The 17,909-nt window shown below is 44.3% G+C and carries 17 protein-coding genes; 2 read left to right on the top strand and 15 right to left on the bottom strand.

Translation table 11 applies throughout. From position 1 onward, the window contains the following. The 7 genes from cydB to AB9H30_RS06605 form a co-directional block, all read right to left on the bottom strand. The gene (cydB, locus tag AB9H30_RS06635) at nucleotides 1-1,002 is read right to left on the bottom strand and encodes a cytochrome d ubiquinol oxidase subunit II (RefSeq protein WP_371193868.1); all 1,002 of its coding nucleotides are present in this window, start codon (nucleotides 1,000-1,002) and stop codon (nucleotides 1-3) included. A 2-nt stretch (nucleotides 1,003-1,004) separates the two neighbouring features. Then, a complete protein-coding gene (locus AB9H30_RS06630) occupies nucleotides 1,005-2,402 on the bottom strand; it encodes a cytochrome ubiquinol oxidase subunit I (RefSeq protein ID WP_371193867.1) in 1,398 nt (465 codons plus the stop codon). A gap of 610 nt (nucleotides 2,403-3,012) precedes the next feature. Continuing rightward, nucleotides 3,013-3,435 (bottom strand): universal stress protein, encoded by a 423-nt coding sequence (locus tag AB9H30_RS06625; RefSeq protein WP_371193866.1) that lies wholly within the window; start codon nucleotides 3,433-3,435, stop codon nucleotides 3,013-3,015. 126 nt (nucleotides 3,436-3,561) lie between these two features. Further along, nucleotides 3,562-3,864: a DUF3240 family protein gene (locus tag AB9H30_RS06620; protein ID WP_371193865.1), complete on the bottom strand. Its 303-nt coding sequence runs from the start codon at nucleotides 3,862-3,864 to the stop codon at nucleotides 3,562-3,564. Then, on the bottom strand, nucleotides 3,854-6,922 hold the full coding sequence (locus tag AB9H30_RS06615) for an efflux RND transporter permease subunit (RefSeq protein ID WP_371193908.1): 3,069 nt from the start codon (nucleotides 6,920-6,922) through the stop codon (nucleotides 3,854-3,856). Before AB9H30_RS06615 ends, AB9H30_RS06620 begins: the two co-directional genes overlap by 11 nt. A gap of 3 nt (nucleotides 6,923-6,925) precedes the next feature. Beyond that, nucleotides 6,926-7,978: a hypothetical protein gene (locus AB9H30_RS06610; protein WP_371193864.1), complete on the bottom strand. Its 1,053-nt coding sequence runs from the start codon at nucleotides 7,976-7,978 to the stop codon at nucleotides 6,926-6,928. Next, nucleotides 7,975-9,201, bottom strand: a complete 1,227-nt coding sequence (locus tag AB9H30_RS06605; protein WP_371193863.1) for a hypothetical protein — start codon at nucleotides 9,199-9,201, stop codon at nucleotides 7,975-7,977. The genes AB9H30_RS06610 and AB9H30_RS06605 overlap by 4 nt, the downstream gene beginning before the upstream one ends. A gap of 113 nt (nucleotides 9,202-9,314) precedes the next feature. On the opposite strand from AB9H30_RS06605, the gene AB9H30_RS06600 reads away from it, so the two are divergent. After that, entirely contained in the window at nucleotides 9,315-9,812 is a 498-nt protein-coding gene (locus AB9H30_RS06600; protein ID WP_371193862.1) for a helix-turn-helix transcriptional regulator, read from the top strand. Between the two features lie 76 nt (nucleotides 9,813-9,888). Here AB9H30_RS06600 and AB9H30_RS06595 read toward each other — a convergent pair whose 3' ends face one another. From AB9H30_RS06595 to AB9H30_RS06575, 5 genes are read right to left on the bottom strand one after another with little or no spacing between them, the layout of a single operon-like run. Further along, the gene (locus tag AB9H30_RS06595) at nucleotides 9,889-10,302 is read right to left on the bottom strand and encodes a TIGR01244 family sulfur transferase (protein ID WP_371193861.1); all 414 of its coding nucleotides are present in this window, start codon (nucleotides 10,300-10,302) and stop codon (nucleotides 9,889-9,891) included. An 11-nt stretch (nucleotides 10,303-10,313) separates the two neighbouring features. After that, the gene (locus tag AB9H30_RS06590; protein WP_371193860.1) at nucleotides 10,314-11,081 is read right to left on the bottom strand and encodes a sulfite exporter TauE/SafE family protein; all 768 of its coding nucleotides are present in this window, start codon (nucleotides 11,079-11,081) and stop codon (nucleotides 10,314-10,316) included. Then, a complete protein-coding gene (locus tag AB9H30_RS06585; RefSeq protein ID WP_371193859.1) occupies nucleotides 11,078-11,953 on the bottom strand; it encodes an MBL fold metallo-hydrolase in 876 nt (291 codons plus the stop codon). The genes AB9H30_RS06590 and AB9H30_RS06585 overlap by 4 nt, the downstream gene beginning before the upstream one ends. A gap of 45 nt (nucleotides 11,954-11,998) precedes the next feature. Next, nucleotides 11,999-12,646: a DUF3365 domain-containing protein gene (locus AB9H30_RS06580; protein WP_371193858.1), complete on the bottom strand. Its 648-nt coding sequence runs from the start codon at nucleotides 12,644-12,646 to the stop codon at nucleotides 11,999-12,001. A gap of 18 nt (nucleotides 12,647-12,664) precedes the next feature. Then, a complete protein-coding gene (locus AB9H30_RS06575) occupies nucleotides 12,665-13,936 on the bottom strand; it encodes an NAD(P)/FAD-dependent oxidoreductase (protein ID WP_371193857.1) in 1,272 nt (423 codons plus the stop codon). A gap of 209 nt (nucleotides 13,937-14,145) precedes the next feature. Here AB9H30_RS06575 and AB9H30_RS06570 point away from each other — a divergent pair, with 209 nt between their 5' ends. Then, nucleotides 14,146-15,444 carry a sigma-54 interaction domain-containing protein gene (locus AB9H30_RS06570; RefSeq protein ID WP_371193856.1) on the top strand — a complete coding sequence of 433 codons (1,299 nt, stop codon included), beginning with the start codon at nucleotides 14,146-14,148 and terminating at the stop codon, nucleotides 15,442-15,444. A gap of 118 nt (nucleotides 15,445-15,562) precedes the next feature. Here the strand turns inward: AB9H30_RS06570 and AB9H30_RS06565 are convergent, their stop codons facing one another. The 3 genes from AB9H30_RS06565 to AB9H30_RS06555 are packed head-to-tail and all read right to left on the bottom strand — an operon-like array spanning nucleotide 15,563 to nucleotide 17,909. Then, a complete protein-coding gene (locus AB9H30_RS06565) occupies nucleotides 15,563-15,778 on the bottom strand; it encodes a DUF2892 domain-containing protein (protein ID WP_371193855.1) in 216 nt (71 codons plus the stop codon). A 27-nt stretch (nucleotides 15,779-15,805) separates the two neighbouring features. Next, nucleotides 15,806-17,098, bottom strand: a complete 1,293-nt coding sequence (locus tag AB9H30_RS06560) for a hypothetical protein (RefSeq protein WP_371193854.1) — start codon at nucleotides 17,096-17,098, stop codon at nucleotides 15,806-15,808. Nucleotide 17,099: 1 nt separating this feature from the next. Then, a complete protein-coding gene (locus AB9H30_RS06555) occupies nucleotides 17,100-17,909 on the bottom strand; it encodes an outer membrane lipoprotein-sorting protein (RefSeq protein ID WP_371193853.1) in 810 nt (269 codons plus the stop codon).

The raw sequence follows: 17,909 nt of genomic DNA, 5'->3' as shown, positions 1-17,909 counted from the left end.
TTAGTGATACCCACCAGCTTTCACCTTGCCTCGAAACACCCAATAGGTCCAGCTTGTATAGGCGAGCACAATAGGAATAACAAACAAAAAGCCTAACAGTAAGAACAACTGAGAATTGTGTGATGACGCCGCATCCCAAATGGTAAAGTTAGGCGGCACGATATATGGCCATTTGCTTGCCAGCAGGCCAAGGTAGCTAAATAAGAAAATTCCCATAGACGCCACAAACGGCATGCCATCTTGACGCTTTTTGACTGCGCGAAGCACTACATATGCACAAAACAACGCTAAAGCAGGCAAAACCCAAATGATACTGATGTTGTTAAACCAGCGCATCTTGACTGTTTCGTCTACAAAAGGCGTGTATATGCAGACAATAGTGAACACGGTAAGCAAACCTGCTAAAAGCTTAGGCGTGATCTTATAGGCCCAATCCTGCAGCTCACCTTCGGTTTTCATTATTAGCCAGGTGCTGCCCAATAAGGCATAGCCCGCCACTAAGCCAAGTCCAGTTACCACGGTAAATGGCGTTAACCAATCTAATGGACCACCTGAATAAACAAAACCTTGGGTCTCAAAACCTTGAATATAGGCACCTACTACCGCACCTTGGGCAAAAGACGCCACGGTCGAGCCCACTGCAAATGACCAGCTCCACAGGTGCTTAGAGGTTTTCGCCTTAAAGCGAAACTCAAAGGCGACGCCTCTGAATATTAATCCCGCGAGCAGTAAGAATACGCCAATATACAGTGCTGGTAAAAACACCGAATACACCAGCGGGAAGGCAGCTAGAAGGCCTGCACCGCCCAACACTAGCCATGTTTCATTACCGTCCCAAACTGGCGCGACAGAATTCATCATGGTGTCTCTGGCTTTTTCGTTAGGTGCAAAAGGAAACAAGATACCCTGCCCTAAGTCAAAGCCGTCCATCAATACGTACATCATTAATCCAAAGCCAATGATGCCCGCCCATATAACCGTCAAATCAAAATGTTGTTCCATGATTATTGCTCCCCATCAATCGCAGCACGCGCCGCTGAAAACGGTCTCTTGGGCCGCTCAATCTCTTCCATTTCAGGCGCTTCGTTGGCTTTTTCTAAGCCACCTTTAAATACCTGTAGCAAGTAATAAACGCCCGCACTAAACACCAGCGCATACACCACGATATAGCCAATTAAAGTAAACAGCGCCATGCCGCCCGTAAGCGAAGGGGTTAAGCCCTGAGCATGCGTCATTTGACCGTAAATTAACCAAGGTGCTCGCCCCGCTTCGGTCACCACCCAACCGGCAAGTACTGCAATGAAGGGGCTTAGACTCATTAAGCGTAAACCATTTAAAAAGCGCGTTGATTGGTAATAGCGACCTTTAGGACGCAACAATAAGCCCCAGATGGCAAATGCAATCATCAACAATCCTAAACCCACCATGATTCGAAATGACCAAAACACAATGAATACTGGCGGCTGTTCTTCTATTGGCACATCTTTTAGCCCCGGCACTTCGCCGTCCCAGTCGTGGGTTAACACATAACTAGCCAATTTAGGGATTTTCACTTCAAAGTGATTGGTTTGGGCTTCTTTGTCGGGAATAGCAAACAATAGCAGCGGCACACCCGTAGAAGTCTCCCAATTACCTTCCATCGCTGCCACTTTCATGGGCTGATGCTGTAGTGTGTTTAAACCATGAAAGTCACCAATTACGGCTTGAGTCGGTGCTAACACCAATAAAAACCAAAGTGCGACCGAGAGTGCTTTTCGGTTTGCTTCGAGCTCACGCTTTTGAAGAATAAACCAGGCACTGACACCAGCAACTACAAGGGCAGCAGTTAAAAACGATGCCAATGCCATATGCGCAAAACGGTAACCAAATGACGGGGTAAACAAGGCTTCTGTCCACGAGCGCACATAATACATACCATCGATGAGCTCAAGGCCTTGAGGTGTTTGCATCAGTGAGTTAGCAGACAATATCCAGAACGATGAAATGAAAGTCCCCGTTGCAACCATGATTGCCGCAAACAAATGCACACCCTGAGGGACTTTGTCACGGCCAAATAGCAGCACACCTAAAAAGGCGGCTTCTAAGAAGAACGCGGTGATCACTTCATAGCTTAGCACCGGCCCTAAAAAATTTGCCGTTGCGTAAGAAAAGTTGCTCCAATTCGTACCAAATTGAAAGGACATGACAATGCCCGACACCACACCAATACCAAAGACCACTGCAAACACCTGAATCCAAAATTTAGACAGCTTCTGCCAAATTGGATTACCGGTTTTAAAATGTAGCGTTTCAAAACCAGCGATAGTGCTCGCCAAACCAATGGTAAAGACCGGAAAGATAGCGTGAAAACAGACCACAAACGCGAACTGAATTCGGGATAATATAAGCGGATCTAAGTCCATGTTTATACCTACTTTTAAAATGAATAATATTCGATGCGCATCCAAAACAGGCCAATGACGTCACTCATACATTGAGCAAAGAGCAAGCTTTGCAGCACGACACGTAGGTGATATTGCACAAATCGATCCATATGTAGCAGCGCAATTGAATGAAAAGACTCGGGGTTTATTTTTGATAAGTCATTTGCTGTGATAAAAAACAAAATGGCAATCACGAATTATCAGTAACTAACTGTTTTAAATTAAGTATTTGTTTTTTAAACATGAAAAAAACAAATGCTTGAACAGTATTTTTTATAGATTAAAGTGCCAGTACACTCTTCTTTTTAGACTAAAAGTTAGCAATTTATTGGCTCTAATTAATGGTTATTGTCATATGTGTCATTTAAATTCGCCATATATGTCAATTGTGTAGGGCCTAAAATGGCTTGCAGCCGAGCGATAGAATTTGCGTGAGACCTATAGCCTTCGTGTTGGGGCTACTGGTTCACTGGCAGGTGATTATATTGTTCGCAAGCACGGCGCTATTCTTATAATGCAGGCAGCATGGAATTTCTGGATACCCATACAAGTGATGTTATTTGGTAAAGCTGACTCACATAGAAAACAACTAAATTTTAACCGCTAGCACGTCCTGCTTTACGCCATGTAAAACTGCGTTTGCGGTAGAGCCTAAAAGCAGCTTCAAACCGCTTCGCCCGTGGGTGCCAATCACAATTACATCAGCATGAATTTTTTCAGCCTGTTTTTGAATTTCATCGGATGCATAGCCAAGCAATGAATAAGCACGCTCGGCAGGAATGCCATGATCTTTTGCTATCTGCTGTAACTTTTCGCGTGATTGCTTGTTAATATTATCCACGAAATCTGTTTCAAAAGCCGCGCCATAGGGCTCAAAATAGACATGCGGGAGGGTCGCATGAATCAATGAAACCTCAGCGTCTTTATTGGCTAACTGCAATCCTCTTTCCAATACCGGTTGATAAACCGCAAACACGTCTAATGCGATGAGTATTTTTTGATAAGCAAGCATATTTCACCCCTTTTTGTCGTTGTCTTTTGTTTTAACAATATCTATTAGATGTTAACTTGCTTATATACTACTAGGCTTTTAGCCAAGCTGATTTGATTTGAGTCAACAATGTTAATGCACAAAATATCAGCCGGCATACAATACAGGTGTTACCCAAAACCGAAACTTTAGCTCCTTAAAGGATGTTTTTACCAGCGCTATTAAGGCTTCGGTTTGCTGTATTTCATGTAAGACCTCAAAGCGATAAAGATCTTTATAACCCTCTACTTGCTCTTGAATATTAAAGTGGTTGTTTTTAGCGCTAAAGCCCTGAATTTTCGACAAACTAAAACCGCTCAGACTGGGCTGGGCGATTAAGGTATCAACCACCTTATCTTTAATGGCTTCTGGCACCATCAGTACCAGTAAATTATGTGTGTTACTTGTCATGTCGTTTTTCCAGCCAAATGTAGAATACAGGGATAAGGAATAAGGTGGTAAAGGTTGAAGTAAACAAGCCGCCAATTACCACAATCGCAAGGGGTTTTTGGATCTCCGCGCCGGGGCCAGTAGCTAAGGCCAGCGGCGCCAATCCAAACATGGCGGTAGTGGCGGTCATCAGCACCGGACGCAGGCGTTTTTTGCCTCCTAGCACCACACGCTCTATCACATTATTTAGTTCAAGTTTTAATTGCTCAAAGTAGCTCACCATTACCACGCCGTTTAGCACGGCGACACCCAGCAAGGCAATAAAGCCAACGGTGGCGGGCACTGATAAAAACTCGCCGCTCAGGTAAAGCGCAATCACCCCGCCCATGGCTGCAAAGGGAATATTCATCAAAATAAGACCGGCGGTTTTAAATGAGCCGAATGTGGTAAACAAAATCAGCAAAATAAGCAGCAAAGAAATAGGCACCACAATGAGTAAATTGGTTGAGGCTCTTTGCTGATTTTCAAACTCCCCGCCGTAGGTGATGGTATAGCCCAACGGCAGCGAGATGTTTTCAGATACCAATAGCCTAAGTTCATCTACAAAACCTACGATGTCGCGACCTTCTACGTTACTGGTCACTACAGCAAAGCGGTTGCCATTTTCCCGCTCAATCATAATAGGTCCACTCTTCATGCCAATATCTGCAATGTCGCTCAGGACCAATACGCTTGCATCAGGCATGAGCACATTGAGTTGCTGTAAATCTGCGATGCTTGCCGGCATTTCAGGATTCAAAACATTACGCCCTAAAACGATTGGCGTGATTTTTTTACCTTCAATAAACTGAGAAACCTGCACCGTCTCTAGCTGAGACTGTACAAATGTTGAAAGCTGTTCAATGTTCATTTGAAAACGCGCTGCGATGTTAGGATGCAAACGAATACTTAAATAATCTCCGCCCTCAGTAACCGCGGTATTCACATCTACCGCACCTTCTATCGACTTACCTAACTCACTAATTTCTTGGGCTAGGCTTGCTAAACTGTCGATATTATTTCCAAAGATTTTAATTGAGACATCACCGGTACTGCCGGTAAGCATTTCAGATACGCGCATTTGAATGGGCTGAGTAAAACCAAAATTAACACCAGTAAAGCCTTGCATTACCATTCTTATTTCGTCAATCAGAGCCTGTTTGTCTGCAAATCGCCAGGTGCTTTTAGGCTGCAGCTCCATGAAAATGTCGGTTTCATTTAGACTCATCGGATCTAAGCCTATTTCATCAGAGCCTACCCGAGAAACAATCTGTTTTATTTCAGGAATGTTTGCCAGCAAAGCATTTTCGATTTGAATATCCAATAAAGTTGAAGCCTGCAAAGTGATACTCGGAGACTTTTCGACCTGTACGATAATGTCGCCCTCGTTCAATACCGGCATAAAGGTCTTCCCCAAAAACAAAGACAACACCGCGCTTAAACCTAAGACACAGAGTGTGGCAACAATGACTACCTTAGGCGCGCTGACCACAGAACGAACTAAGGTTTCGTAGCGGTTTTGCAGCCACATCACAAATTTTGGCTCGCTGTTTCCTTCAGGGCTAAGTAAAAAAGATGCCACCGCGGGAATAAGCGTTAAGGATAAAACCAGCGAAGACAGCATGGCAAACACAATAGTTATAGCCACTGGCTTAAATAGCTTGCCCTCTAGGCCATCGAGAGTGAGCAGCGGCATAAACACGATGATCACGATAATGGTGCCCGATACCACCGGCACTGCCACATCTTTGCAGGCCCTAAAAATAAGATGCAGTTTAGGCATATTTGGGTTTTGCTTTAAACCGTTGACGGTATTTTCAACCACCACTACCGAAGCGTCTACCAGCATACCAATCGCAATAACCAAACCGCCCAAACTCATAAGATTGGCCGACATGTTAAATTGATGCATGAGTAAGAATGTACATACCGCCGAAAATGGCAATATGAGAGACACCGCAATCGCAGCGCGCAAGTTGCCTAAAAAGGCCGCTAAAATCACTATGACCAAGGCAATCGCCACAAATAATGCTTCTTGAATGGTGCCAATGGCGGTATCGATAAGGTTTTTACGATTATAGAATACGTTTATGTCCGTGCCGCTCGGCAAAGTGGCTTCAATCTCAGCGAGTTTTTCCAGCACTGATTCAACTACCATTGCGGTATTGGCGTTTTTCAATGAAATGACAATGGCTTGGGCCGTTTCTTCGCCGTTTCTGGTCACCGCGCCGTAGCGAGTCAAATGCCCTATTTCAACGCTGGCGACTTCGCTTAATCTAATCGCGGTGCCGTTGTGATGAGCAATCACCATATCTGCGAGCGCCTGCAAATTTTCCAATCGACCTTCGGTTCTGACCACTACAGCATCGTTGCCAACGTTCAGTCTACCGACACTGCCATTTTGGTTGTTCGCATCAATCACCGCCTGTAATTCAGCCATATTCATAGCAATTGCTGAGAGCTTTAGAGGATCAGGTGTTACTTGGAAGGTTTTGGCAAAACCGCCAAGAATATTCACGTCTGCCACCCCCTCGATAGTTCTTAACTGTGGTCGCACTTCCCATTCCAACAGTTGGCGGCGCTCTATCAGACTGAGGTCGGGGTTTTCTAAGGTAAACATGAACATTTCGCTCAAGGGCGTGCTCATTGGCGCAACTCCACCTGACACACCAGCGGGCAAGCTTGGCATCACATTGTTTAAGCGCTCTGCGACCTGTTGGCGAGCCCAATAAATATCGGTGCCGTCAATAAAATCGATGGTAATGTCGGTGATCGCGTATTTTGTGGTGGAACGCAAAATTTGCTTATTTGGGATACCCAAAAGCTCTGTTTCTATGGGAAGCGTAATTTGCGCCTCAATTTCTTCCGCCATCATGCCAGGTGCTTTTAAAATCACTTTAACCTGAGTGGGAGAAATATCGGGGAACGCATCAATAGGCAACGAAAACCATGCAGCGGTGCCTGCCAATAGCAAAAACAACGAGGCCGTAATCACAAAAATTCGTTGAACCAGCGAAAAACGAATGACTTGGCTTAACATCATCTACTCTCCCAAGCCCATCAAAATGCCCTGCAAAGCGCTTACCGAACTGCTCGCAGCCGCTGCGCCTGCGATATCCCGTGTTGAGGTCACAATAAAACTATTTTGCTCGCTTGCCACAATACTAACCTGTGCAGACGCAAAACCATCAGCTTGCTTAAGCATAATGTAGTGATTACCATGTAAACTAAATACCGATGTTTTTGTAATACGGTATGCTTTCAAGGCATATTCAGGCTTTACACTAAGAATGTCGCCATAGCGCAGTCCGCAATTAGCTTTGAGGGGCTCACTCCATAAGGTTTTGTAGAAAGATTGAGATAAACCTTCGTTTATTTCTATCTTAAGCGTACATAAAGGCAAGGATAGGGCGCTGGGGATTTGCGCCTGACTTGCCGGTAAATTTACTTTTAGGCGCACCGCGTATTGCGGCAAAATATGCACAATATCTTGATTGGCATTAAGGCTAGAAAAACGACTGTAATTTAGCATGCCATTAAGGGGGGATTTGAGGCTTAAAGATTGCTCATCGTGATCATACTTAGCAACGTACTCAAAAAAATGATGGTACTCGCCCAATGCAAGCTTTTGATTAACATAGTGCTCACTAATACTTAGCCATTGTTGCTCACCAATGGCTTTTTGCTCATATAATTTTCTATTATTTTCATATGATTTAGACGTTTGTTGAAACAACGCTTTTTTAAGCTGATATTCGTCATAATAATGCTCTACTTCCGAGCCTATTAATTTGACTATTACGTCTCCCGCTTGGACTATCGACCCACGTGGTTTTAAAAACATCACCCTTTGCACATTCATAGGCGAAGTTATGGAATAGGCGGCGCCCGACTCAGATGTCACTTCGCCACTTAAAGCGGCTCCTTGATAACTGTCAACCAACTGGACCGCTGACAAGCTTACGCTTAATTGTCCAAGCTGCTGGGTGCTTATGCTCTGCTCTTGGCCTTGCACGCGCATGGATACTAGCAATGGAACTATAAGTAGCAGAAAGCCAAGCTTTAGCATGGGTGAGGTATGTAATTTGATAGTCATATGCTGATTCCTGCTGCTTGTTTGAGCATGCTAATTTGTTGATATAGGGCAATGCGATTCAGTTCGATATTCGCTCGTGCATCTATGACTTCGAGGGCGCTGCGAATAACACTTTCTTTATTTTCTAAATTTGCGTTAAGTAAGGTGGGAATGATCTGTTCAAGCTTTTGAATAGGTTTCTCAGAACTATCTAACAATAACTGCTTCGCTTCTAAAAATTCTAGCTCGCGCTTTGCTTGTTCAAATACCGATATCAAACGATTGCTCAGGCTTTGTTTGGCCAATTGGTACTCGGTTTGTGCTTTAAAATATTCGCTGCGCTGCACCGGGCTGTAATGATCAGTGAGCGATAATGGGATCTCAAGGCCAAGCCCTATCTGATTTTCATCAAAATTAGACACTTCTATGCGCCTTGCGGTGAGCGTCACATTCCAAGGTTCGGCTTTCTGATTACTTGCTTCATATGTCTGAGAAAAGTGCTGCCAAGCACCATCTAGAAGAGCAATATCGGGATGATTTACCATCGAATAAGCAGAGTCTGCATCAAGGTGCTCTTGAATCTCTGTGGGCATAGCACTAAGACCGGTGATGCGTCTATATTCGGCAGATATATCGCTAAGTTGATATTCTTGTTCTAGCTTAAGCAGCGCGCTATCTATTGCTTCTTTCTCTAGCAGCAGCACAATGTACTCTGGCACTGCTCTGGACTCAAAAAGAACCTGAACCCGCGCACTTAACAGGCTCAGCATTTCAATTTTCTGTTCAGTAATGCGAATGTTTAATTTTGCAGCTTGCGCCTTCCAAACCAGCTCTCTTATTTGCCCCGATAAAAAAAGTGCTTGTTGGCGACTGGCATTTTCTTTAAATAGCGCGACATTATTTTCAAGCTGTTTTTCAATATCACGTCGCAAGGCGCTTTTTATGGGCAGGGTGAGTCCAATTTCTGCTTCATTGGTGCCCAATGCATCCTGACTTCGCAGCGCTGACACCGACACAAAAGGCACACCATCTAACCACGATGTGAAATTTTGTTGTTGCGCATTGACTTTTTCAGCGCTACTCAAACGTTTGTTTTGTTGCTCGAGAGCGGCATCTAAGGCATCTTTAAGTGACAAAGTCGCATTTGATGGTGCGCTCACAAGCAGTATCACTAAAGTGAGTAATGCGAAAGCAAGTGAATGGCATGTGATCTTTTGCACAAGATTCTCTGAGTTAGTAATCATAGTGATCATCCTCCCAGCAATTTGCTAAACTTACCATACACATATGTCTATACCGCCATGCAACATATGTATGATATCGCCGCTGCAAGCATCTAAAACCGAGTTTACTGAACATGAAAGATACGATTATTACCATTATACTCATCACCATTATGACTCTTAACGGAGCCGACGTTTTTGTTGATATTGGATTGGATGTGCCTATGTGGCACATTGCACAAGAAGCGTTTCTAGTTTTGCTGTCTGCCATCGGCGCCATTGTATTGATATTCGATATGCGTAAACGCACTCGAGCCTTAAACGGACTCGCACAAGACCTCAGCAACGCGAATCATCAAATCGAATCGCTCAATAACCAATTCACAAAAGAGCGTAAGCATTTCAGTCAAGTGATCAAAAGCCAGTTTGACGATTGGAAGCTTACCCCGACCGAGCAAGAAGTCGCTTTTTTGCTGCTCAAGGGTCTCAGCCTCCGCGAAATTTCTAGCGTCAGAGATACAAAAGAAGCAACTGTTAGGCAGCAAGCGTCGAGCGTTTATGCAAAAAGCAATCTCGTTGGCAGACACGAATTTTCGGCGTGGTTTTTAGAAGACTTTTTACATGTGTCATAACGACGGTTTACATCTATTTGGCAAGGCCAATATGCGATATAGAGCTCACTTTCACGCTGATAGCTTATCTGCGGACTTAAGCTTTAAACCGGTCAGCAATCATATTTAAATCGTAGCCCGCTTGTTTTGCCAAATCCTGCATGTAATCAAATGAAAGGGTATCTTTATTTGCTAGCGCCCACAAGTGAATCGCTCGTGTGCCGGTTCGGCAGAAACCGTGAGCACTCGTATGTGACTGCTTTAAAAACACTGCAAAATTTGCAATGTCTTGCGCTGAATATTCACAGGGTTTTACCGGCATAAAACGATACTGCATCTTATGGAGCTTTGCTAAATCGTGCCATTGAGCACTGTTGATCTGCTCTGCGCTCTCGCCATCAGGACGTACATTGATCAAAGTGTCAATCCCGCGGACAGCCAATGCTTGAAACTCAGCCTCAGTGAGTGCGCCCGATACTGAAAATGTTGGTGTAATTTGTGCAATTGACATAAGCAAACCTTTTAAATATTGGAATAAAATATAAATACCGAAAGCGGAATAAGGCTAATGCCAAACAAGCTTTTCAACTTTGCCTGAGGTAGCCTTTGCGTAGCCCATGCGCCTATAAACACGCCCAATACCGCGCATATACTCACTAAAGTAATTAGTTCAATGTTAAACGATAGCGACTGCACGCTCGTGAGGTAGGCATATTTGCCAAAGCCCGCGAAGCTTTGCATAGTGATAATCACTAGGCTAGTTGCAATTGCTTGATGTATTTTGATGGCGGTCACGCCAAGCAGTACCGGCACAATTAAGAAGCCACCGCCCACCCCCACTAAGCCAGCCAAAACGCCGACGCATAAACCCGCCGCGATCAGCACGTAGGGATTGCCGTCTTGCTTGCTTTGCTTGGCTAGGTCGTTCGTTGATTTAGGTTTTAACATAAACACACTGGCAGCCAGCATGACTATTGCAAACAACAACATTTGAAACTGAGCACTGACAAACTGCGATAAATAGGCACCTAGGTAGGCTGAGAACATGCTTGGCAAGCCAAATAGAAGTGCCAATTTGTAATCCACGTTACGCTTAAGTATATGAATAATGCTGCCGACCAACGCCACTATTCCAACAATTAGTAAGGATTCGGCAATCGCTATTTTCTCTGGCTCATTTGCCACATATACCAGCAGTGGAACCGTCAGTATGCTGCCGCCTGAGCCTAATAAGCCTAGGCTCAGGCCCATCATTAACGCGCCTATCCAAATTACCGGATCGGTAATCATTGACTAAAACTGACCGTCAACGGAATCTTTAGGTATGACTGGCCGTTACTTTCTTGTGGTGGCAACTGCCCACTGCGAATATTCAGTTGAATAGCCGGCAACAGTAATTTGGGCACTGGCAACGTCGCATCACGCGTATTGCGCATCTTGATAAAATCATTTTCGTTGCTGCCCGTTTTGACGTGAATATTATTGCGTTTTTGTTCCAACACCGTGGTTTCCCATGCATATACGTCACGAGTCGGGCTTTTATAATCATGCCCAACAAACATTCGCGTGTGCTCAGGTAAAGCCAGTAGCTTTTGAATAGACTGATATAGCGCCTTTGCACTGCCGTTTGGAAAATCGGTGCGAGCAGTACCAAAGTCGGGCATAAAAATGGTATCCCCTACAAATACGGCATCTTCAATCAGATAGCTCGCGCATGCGGGTGTATGACCAGGGGTGTGTTTAACCTCTATCGCTAAATGCCCTAGTGTAAGTAATTCGCCATCTTCAAAAAGGTAATCAAATTGGCGCCCATCACAGTGCATCTCACTGCCAAAGTTGAAAGCAGCTTTAAAGGTAGACTGCACCGTTTTGATATGTTCGCCTATACCAATTTGACCGCCACGCTTATTTTTAAGATAAGCCGCTGCACTGACATGATCAGCGTGCGCATGGGTTTCTAAGATCCATTCTAAACGCAGGTTATTACTGTCAATATGGTCAATAACTGCATCAATACTCGTCGAGCTTAATTTGCCTGAATTTGCATCGTAATCCAGCACAGGATCGATAACCGCTGTCTGCGATGTTGCTTTGTCGGTTAGTACATAGGTGACGGTACAAGTGACCTCATCAAAAAAGGGCTTTATTATGAGTTTATTCATTGTGTCTCTTATTTTCCTAATTACTTATGTTGCGATGCAACATTCTTAATCATTTAGGGCTTTGCTCACAGTAAACGCACCGCGTATATCCTCCAGCGTAAAACCAGTCGCTCTGTCCTTAGGATATTGTTTATTGATTGCTTCGCTCAGCGCTGCATCTATAGATACGCCATGACACGCCAAACATACTTGGTCGGTGGGAATAGCCTGCATATACCTAAATTTTGCTTGCTTATACAACTCAGCGTTGAGCGCTTTAGCTTCGATGCCAGATTTAAATTGCTGATCAAAGGTCTGTAACATCTCGACTTCCCAGCTATCGGGCTGATTTTGCTCATTGCGTGCTTTTAAGCTGGTGCGCGCAACATGCCAACCTTCTGTGGAAAGGTCTTCAGCAATCTGCGGCGCAGTGCTATGGCAAACATCTACTGCGTGCGCCAATCCACCGCTTTGTATGGCGCCTACCAATGCCGACTTCAATGTGCTCGCAAACTGCTGAATTTTTTGCTGTGCCTCTTTGCGCAATTGCATTTGGTCAAATGGTGTATCTGAGCCTGCTTGTGCTGAAGATTTTATATTGCTGCTATTTAGCTCTGCATTGCTCACATGTTCAGCCACACTAACTTGCTCTGCGCTAAGCCCGCTCATTGATGCGCAAAGCAAGCTGAGCGTAAGCCACAGTTTCAATTTCATTTTTATCCCCCTTGCACTTTATTCTAGACGCTCTATACCCAATGCTTTGAGCACGTACTTTTCATAAACAGGCTCACTACTGCCGGTTTTCATTTTACGCATGAAGTATTTTTCAAAGGCAATTTTAGCGTAGTGCACCCATTTGCCTTTTTTAAACCAGGTAATATTACGCGGCGGTATCTGCGGCATTGCCACAAAGGCAGCGCCCGTGTCACCCATATCCGCTAAACAGATGGCATGCCATGTGCCTTTTGCTGAGGGCTCTACACCATCGACAATGATGGACTGAAGATTATGCGCAATAGCGGTCATCATGGTTTCAATCATATAGCCTGTTTTTGGTGTACCGGTTGGCACTGGAGTGCTCTCAACCGGTGGGATAGCTACGCAAACACCACCTGAAAATATATTTGGATAGACAGGGCTGCGTTGATACTCATCGGTGATCACAAAACCTTTCGGATTACATAAGTCTTTGACATTTGCCACTGCATCGATACCCGCAAAAGGCGGTATTAACATTGAGTGAACAAAAGGTAGTGAATGGCTCAGCTCAGCCTCACCTTTGCGGTTAAACTCTGAGATATGCATGATGCCATCTTCTACTTTGTCGACATTGGCGTTACAAATCCATTTAATATCTTTGGTGCGCAGTTCTGATTCTAATAAAGATTTTGAATCGCCTACCCCGCCTAAGCCTAAATGGCCGATGTAAGGCTCACTCGTAATATAGTGGATTGGCACTTTATGGCGTATTTTGGCGTCGCGCAGGGCTTTATCTAGAATAAACGCATATTCGTAGGCAGGTCCAAAGCAACTGGCGCCTTGAAACGCGCCCACAATTACTGGCCCTGGGTTTTCAAGCAGTTTTTGAAAATCAACGTAGCAGGCTTTTGCATGGTCTAAATTGCAAATAGATTGCGTAAAAAACTCTGGGCCAGCACCTTCAATATTGGCAAAAGCCAGTTTAGGTCCTGTTGCAATGATCAAGTAATCATATTCGATAGTGTCGCCGGCTTCGGTCTTTAACACAGAGTTATCGGCGTCAATTTGTGTCACACGTGCGCACACAAACCCAATGTCTTTTTTGCTTAAGTACTTTTCAATAGGAATAGTAATCGCTTCTGGTTCACGCCATCCTACAGCCACCCAAGGATTAGAAGGTACAAAGCGAAACTCAGGATGTTCGTTAACCACAACAACTTCATGGGACTTACCCAATATCTCTTTTGTTTCATAAGCAGCGGGCATTCCACCAGTACCCGCACCCAACACAACGACCTTAGCCATAACCGTTCCTCTTTTTAAAATTATCTAGCGTAACTACACATTTGTAACATTAGTGTTACAAGAGCCGTGCCATAATTAATAATCTTTTAAGGCATTGAATTTTAATGCTTTTTAAATTCTTCGGTAGAAGTACATGAAGAATCATTGATGTTCGTGCCAGTTATGACACATAATAAGTCAAATATGTCATTAAAAGGCTGCGCTACAATATGAGTATTTCTATTATTCAAGGAATGATCGACGTCATCGATAAACCCGCTATATTTATTGATACTAAATATACTATTTTGGCCGTCAACAGTGCCTACAGAGATACTTACGAAACCGAAGTTGATGTTGGCAAGAGCAAATGCTTTGAAATATCGCATGGTCACCAATCACCATGTGACAAACACGGAGAAGCTTGTCCAATTCAGTCTTGCGTCAGCACTGGACGAGCAAACAGTGTGGTTCACATTCATAAAACTGCACTTGGTAAAACCTATTGCGACATCCTAATGAAGCCTGTCACCGATGAAAATGGCATTACCACAGGCTTTTTAGAGATACTCGACCGTATTAACTTTGCTGCGGATGAATCTCAAAGCAATAAAATGATAGGCGCTAGTGAAGCATTTAAAAACATGCTTACCAAAATCAATCGTGCTGCAAAATCGGAAATAGCGGTATTGCTGCATGGTGAAACGGGCACCGGCAAAGAATTGGTTGCCAAAGCTATACACGAATCAAGCCGTCGCGCTGAAAAACCATTTGTAGTTATAGAGTGCACCGGTTTAAATGAAAACCTGTTTGAGTCTGAACTTTTTGGTCATGAAAAAGGTGCTTTTACCGGCGCCTCCCACGCAAAAAAAGGACTCATTGAAATGGCCAACGGCGGCACTGTGTTTTTTGATGAAATTGCCGATGTTCCGTTGAGCATGCAGGTCAAATTGCTACGCCTTATTGAAACACATTGCTATCGAACCGTAGGCGGATTGAAACAACGAAAGGCCGATTTTAGACTAATTTGCGCTAGTCATAAAAACCTTATCGAACAGGTTGAAAAAGACCTATTTAGAAAAGACCTATACTATCGAATCGCTGGATTTCCTATTGTCTTACCTTCTTTATCAGAGCGACATGAAGACATTCCATCGCTAGCAAAGCATTTTTTAAATCATTCGGAGTTATGTAACAAAAAGTTTAGTGCAGAGGCTTTAGAACGCTTATGCCAATATGAATTTCGTGGCAATATCCGAGAGCTTAAGAATATTGTTGAACAATCAGCGCTGATGGCGAATGAAGAAATCATCGAAATAGATGATTTGCCGGAACTGGTGCTTAGCCAAAATACAAAGCAAAATGGCGCAAACGAAGGCCTAATCTCTCTCGAAGATGCTGAAGCTAGATATCTAGCAAGCATCTGCGAGACACAATCGATGTCAATAGATGAACTCGCTGAAAAACTCGACGTTAGCACCCGCACTCTATATCGTAAATTACAAAAATTTGGTTTGAAATATGATTAGGATCTGTTTTTACAAATGTGAATTAGCCGATCAATTCTGACTGGAAACATCAATCAGCAGATCATAGGTTTACAAGACTTAGTGCAACTTGAACAATTAGCAGCTCAAAAAATGCCAGCTATAAACCGCTGGCAAGCTCCTTTTCCGTCTTAAAACCAAAAACCTTACGTAACACTATTGTCGCCGGGCAAAATCCAGTAAAGCTTTGTTGAAACAAATTTGCTCCCACAAACACGGTAAACCAAACAAAGTTAGGATGAACCCATACGGTGAGGGCCACCGATAACATCACCATAAAACCGGCAAAGGCCGTTAATGCTCTTTCTGCAGACATACAATATCCTCTCTTAATAAAACGTGGTTAGTAATAGTATTTAAATCGCACAAATGCGTTGCTAGCATCGGCAAACTGATTAAAGAAGCTAAACGGCTGATCTCCGTAAAACAGATTGACGCCCGCAGAGAGTTGCCATTGGTCTACCGGGCTGTAATCGGCATTTATCTTTAGATAACCGTCTTCATCGCTGGTCGAATAAAAGTTAAAGAGATTTAGCGTCAGGGTTTGCTGAAGCGCTCGATACATGAGTCGTTGGGTGAACACTACGCGATTTTTATTTGGCTCAAAGGCAGTGTTCAAAGATGCAGTTTGCAAGGCATCGTAGTCTAGGGTGCGCTCTACATAGACTTGCGCACTGCCGGTTAGATTTTTAATAAGCTCTTGCTCATAGCCTAGCAGCCAGCGGGTTTGGCTATTGGGCACCAAAGGGTCGTTACCTGATTTATCCTCGAGAGAATCGTAATAAGCTACTTCAGCGTTTAACAAACCGCTAGCAAAAGTAGTGATGGCGCTGGCACCATATACCGCTAACTCGGAAAACCTCGGTTCTCCAAAAGCAGTAAAGCTCGATGGTGATTTGTGAAATCCTCGGTATCCATATAACGCATATTCCACCGCACCCATGCTTTTATAAATACGCATTGCATACTCAGGGTTTTGAGGGCGCAAAGGCGGCGTCACATCAAAACCAGGTGCCACATTCACCCCGGCAAAAGGCGAGAAAAACGAGAAGTAATCACCGTTAATATAATTGTCGGGGGTAAATTCAGGCGTTACGACAAAGTCGACATTGGCCCAATCAAAAAAGCCAGACACCTTGGCCGATAATGACGGCGCTTTTAAGTAGTCATCGTCGCGGCCGGCAAAAAACGATTGAAAATCTTTAGGAAATAAGTCGTTTAAAAAAACATAGTCACCGGTGCCCCAAGTAAGCACCTGCTGGCCTACTTTTACATCAAATTGCTCCCCCCATTTACCAAAGCTGGCCAAACTTCCCTGCCAAGCTAGTTCTCTTATTTGCATGCGGGTTTGGTCGAGTACGCCATCGTAATATAGGTCGGCAGTGAGCTTGAGGCGAGAATGCTCAAAGTCTCTATCCCACTGCAGCTGTGCGCGCAAATCCGCAAGGGTTTTATCCGTACTAATGGCAGGATCCGAACGTAAACGGGCACCCAATGCAAGCTCCACAAAGCCCGAAAAAGGAGACTCTGGTGCAGCTTCCTCTCCCCAATCGTCCATCGCCCATTCGTCTTCTTGGGAATAAGCAGGCGCAGCTAACAGCAGCAAGACAAGCACAGGCCAAATACGATATTGCATATTAGTTCAACCATTGCCGAGGCGGGTTGCGCAGGCTGCGCTCGCTAAATACATCGTCGTCTAGGCCAATGTTATATGTAATGTTGCGAAACTCCATTAAGGTATACGCGCCGCTTTCTAAATCACTCACTTTTGAGCGCACCACCGTCGGATATCCTTGGATCTCTTCTACAAGCACTGCCTCAACACGGCGATAATTGTTATCGCCTTTATAAAAATCGATAAGCATAGGCAGCATGCTTTGTTTGTCGATAGTTACCACATAATGATCAAACTCAACGCTGTCTGGTCGCTTTGGCACGGCCCTTAGGATATAGGCGCTGTCGGTCTGCTCTTGCAAGCTAAAGTCATCTTCTAACACTGCGCGACCCGATACGTCTTCATAGAAGAAATGCGAGCCTACAAACGAGGTACGTTTATCGCCAGAGGAGATACGCTTGACTAAATCGAGGGCAGGCAAATATAGCCAGCGGTCGTCTTCGGTATCCAAGCGGGCACGTTTTTCCACTCTGAACACCGTGTCTTTGACATCTGAAGGGCGCGAAAAAAACACCATCATTTGCTGATCACCGTTATCAGCAATGTCCCTGCGCAAAATGGTAAATTGGCGCATTTGCTTTCGCCCTTGCGCATCAACAATCATCATTCGAGCGTCTGAGCGGCCATCGTCTCCGCTGTAATAAGCGGCGCGCTCGGCCTGTTGGATAATCTCATTCACATCGATATCATCAGCCATGACTTGGGCCGAAAAGCTCAACGTTGCCATACTCAAAATGCTTGTTACCATTGCAGTAAATGTGCGTGTAGACAT

The organism is Glaciecola sp. SC05, from assembly GCF_041380235.1.
Taxonomy (GTDB): domain Bacteria; phylum Pseudomonadota; class Gammaproteobacteria; order Enterobacterales; family Alteromonadaceae; genus Glaciecola.
This window is presented reverse-complemented; position numbering and strand designations above follow the sequence as displayed.

Bases quoted from the DNA above. Each gene is read 5' to 3' on its own strand.
- cydB (WP_371193868.1), bottom strand. From the start codon at position 1,002: ATGGAACAACATTTTGATTTGACGGTTATATGGGCGGGCATCATTGGC.
- AB9H30_RS06630 (WP_371193867.1), bottom strand. From the start codon at position 2,402: ATGGACTTAGATCCGCTTATATTATCCCGAATTCAGTTCGCGTTTGTG.
- AB9H30_RS06625 (WP_371193866.1), bottom strand. From the start codon at position 3,435: ATGCTTGCTTATCAAAAAATACTCATCGCATTAGACGTGTTTGCGGTT.
- AB9H30_RS06620 (WP_371193865.1), bottom strand. From the start codon at position 3,864: ATGACAAGTAACACACATAATTTACTGGTACTGATGGTGCCAGAAGCC.
- AB9H30_RS06615 (WP_371193908.1), bottom strand. From the start codon at position 6,922: ATGTTAAGCCAAGTCATTCGTTTTTCGCTGGTTCAACGAATTTTTGTG.
- AB9H30_RS06610 (WP_371193864.1), bottom strand. From the start codon at position 7,978: ATGACTATCAAATTACATACCTCACCCATGCTAAAGCTTGGCTTTCTG.
- AB9H30_RS06605 (WP_371193863.1), bottom strand. From the start codon at position 9,201: ATGATTACTAACTCAGAGAATCTTGTGCAAAAGATCACATGCCATTCA.
- AB9H30_RS06600 (WP_371193862.1), top strand. From the start codon at position 9,315: ATGAAAGATACGATTATTACCATTATACTCATCACCATTATGACTCTT.
- AB9H30_RS06595 (WP_371193861.1), bottom strand. From the start codon at position 10,302: ATGTCAATTGCACAAATTACACCAACATTTTCAGTATCGGGCGCACTC.
- AB9H30_RS06590 (WP_371193860.1), bottom strand. From the start codon at position 11,081: ATGATTACCGATCCGGTAATTTGGATAGGCGCGTTAATGATGGGCCTG.
- AB9H30_RS06585 (WP_371193859.1), bottom strand. From the start codon at position 11,953: ATGAATAAACTCATAATAAAGCCCTTTTTTGATGAGGTCACTTGTACC.
- AB9H30_RS06580 (WP_371193858.1), bottom strand. From the start codon at position 12,646: ATGAAATTGAAACTGTGGCTTACGCTCAGCTTGCTTTGCGCATCAATG.
- AB9H30_RS06575 (WP_371193857.1), bottom strand. From the start codon at position 13,936: ATGGCTAAGGTCGTTGTGTTGGGTGCGGGTACTGGTGGAATGCCCGCT.
- AB9H30_RS06570 (WP_371193856.1), top strand. From the start codon at position 14,146: ATGAGTATTTCTATTATTCAAGGAATGATCGACGTCATCGATAAACCC.
- AB9H30_RS06565 (WP_371193855.1), bottom strand. From the start codon at position 15,778: ATGTCTGCAGAAAGAGCATTAACGGCCTTTGCCGGTTTTATGGTGATG.
- AB9H30_RS06560 (WP_371193854.1), bottom strand. From the start codon at position 17,098: ATGCAATATCGTATTTGGCCTGTGCTTGTCTTGCTGCTGTTAGCTGCG.
- AB9H30_RS06555 (WP_371193853.1), bottom strand. From the start codon at position 17,909: ATGTCTACACGCACATTTACTGCAATGGTAACAAGCATTTTGAGTATG.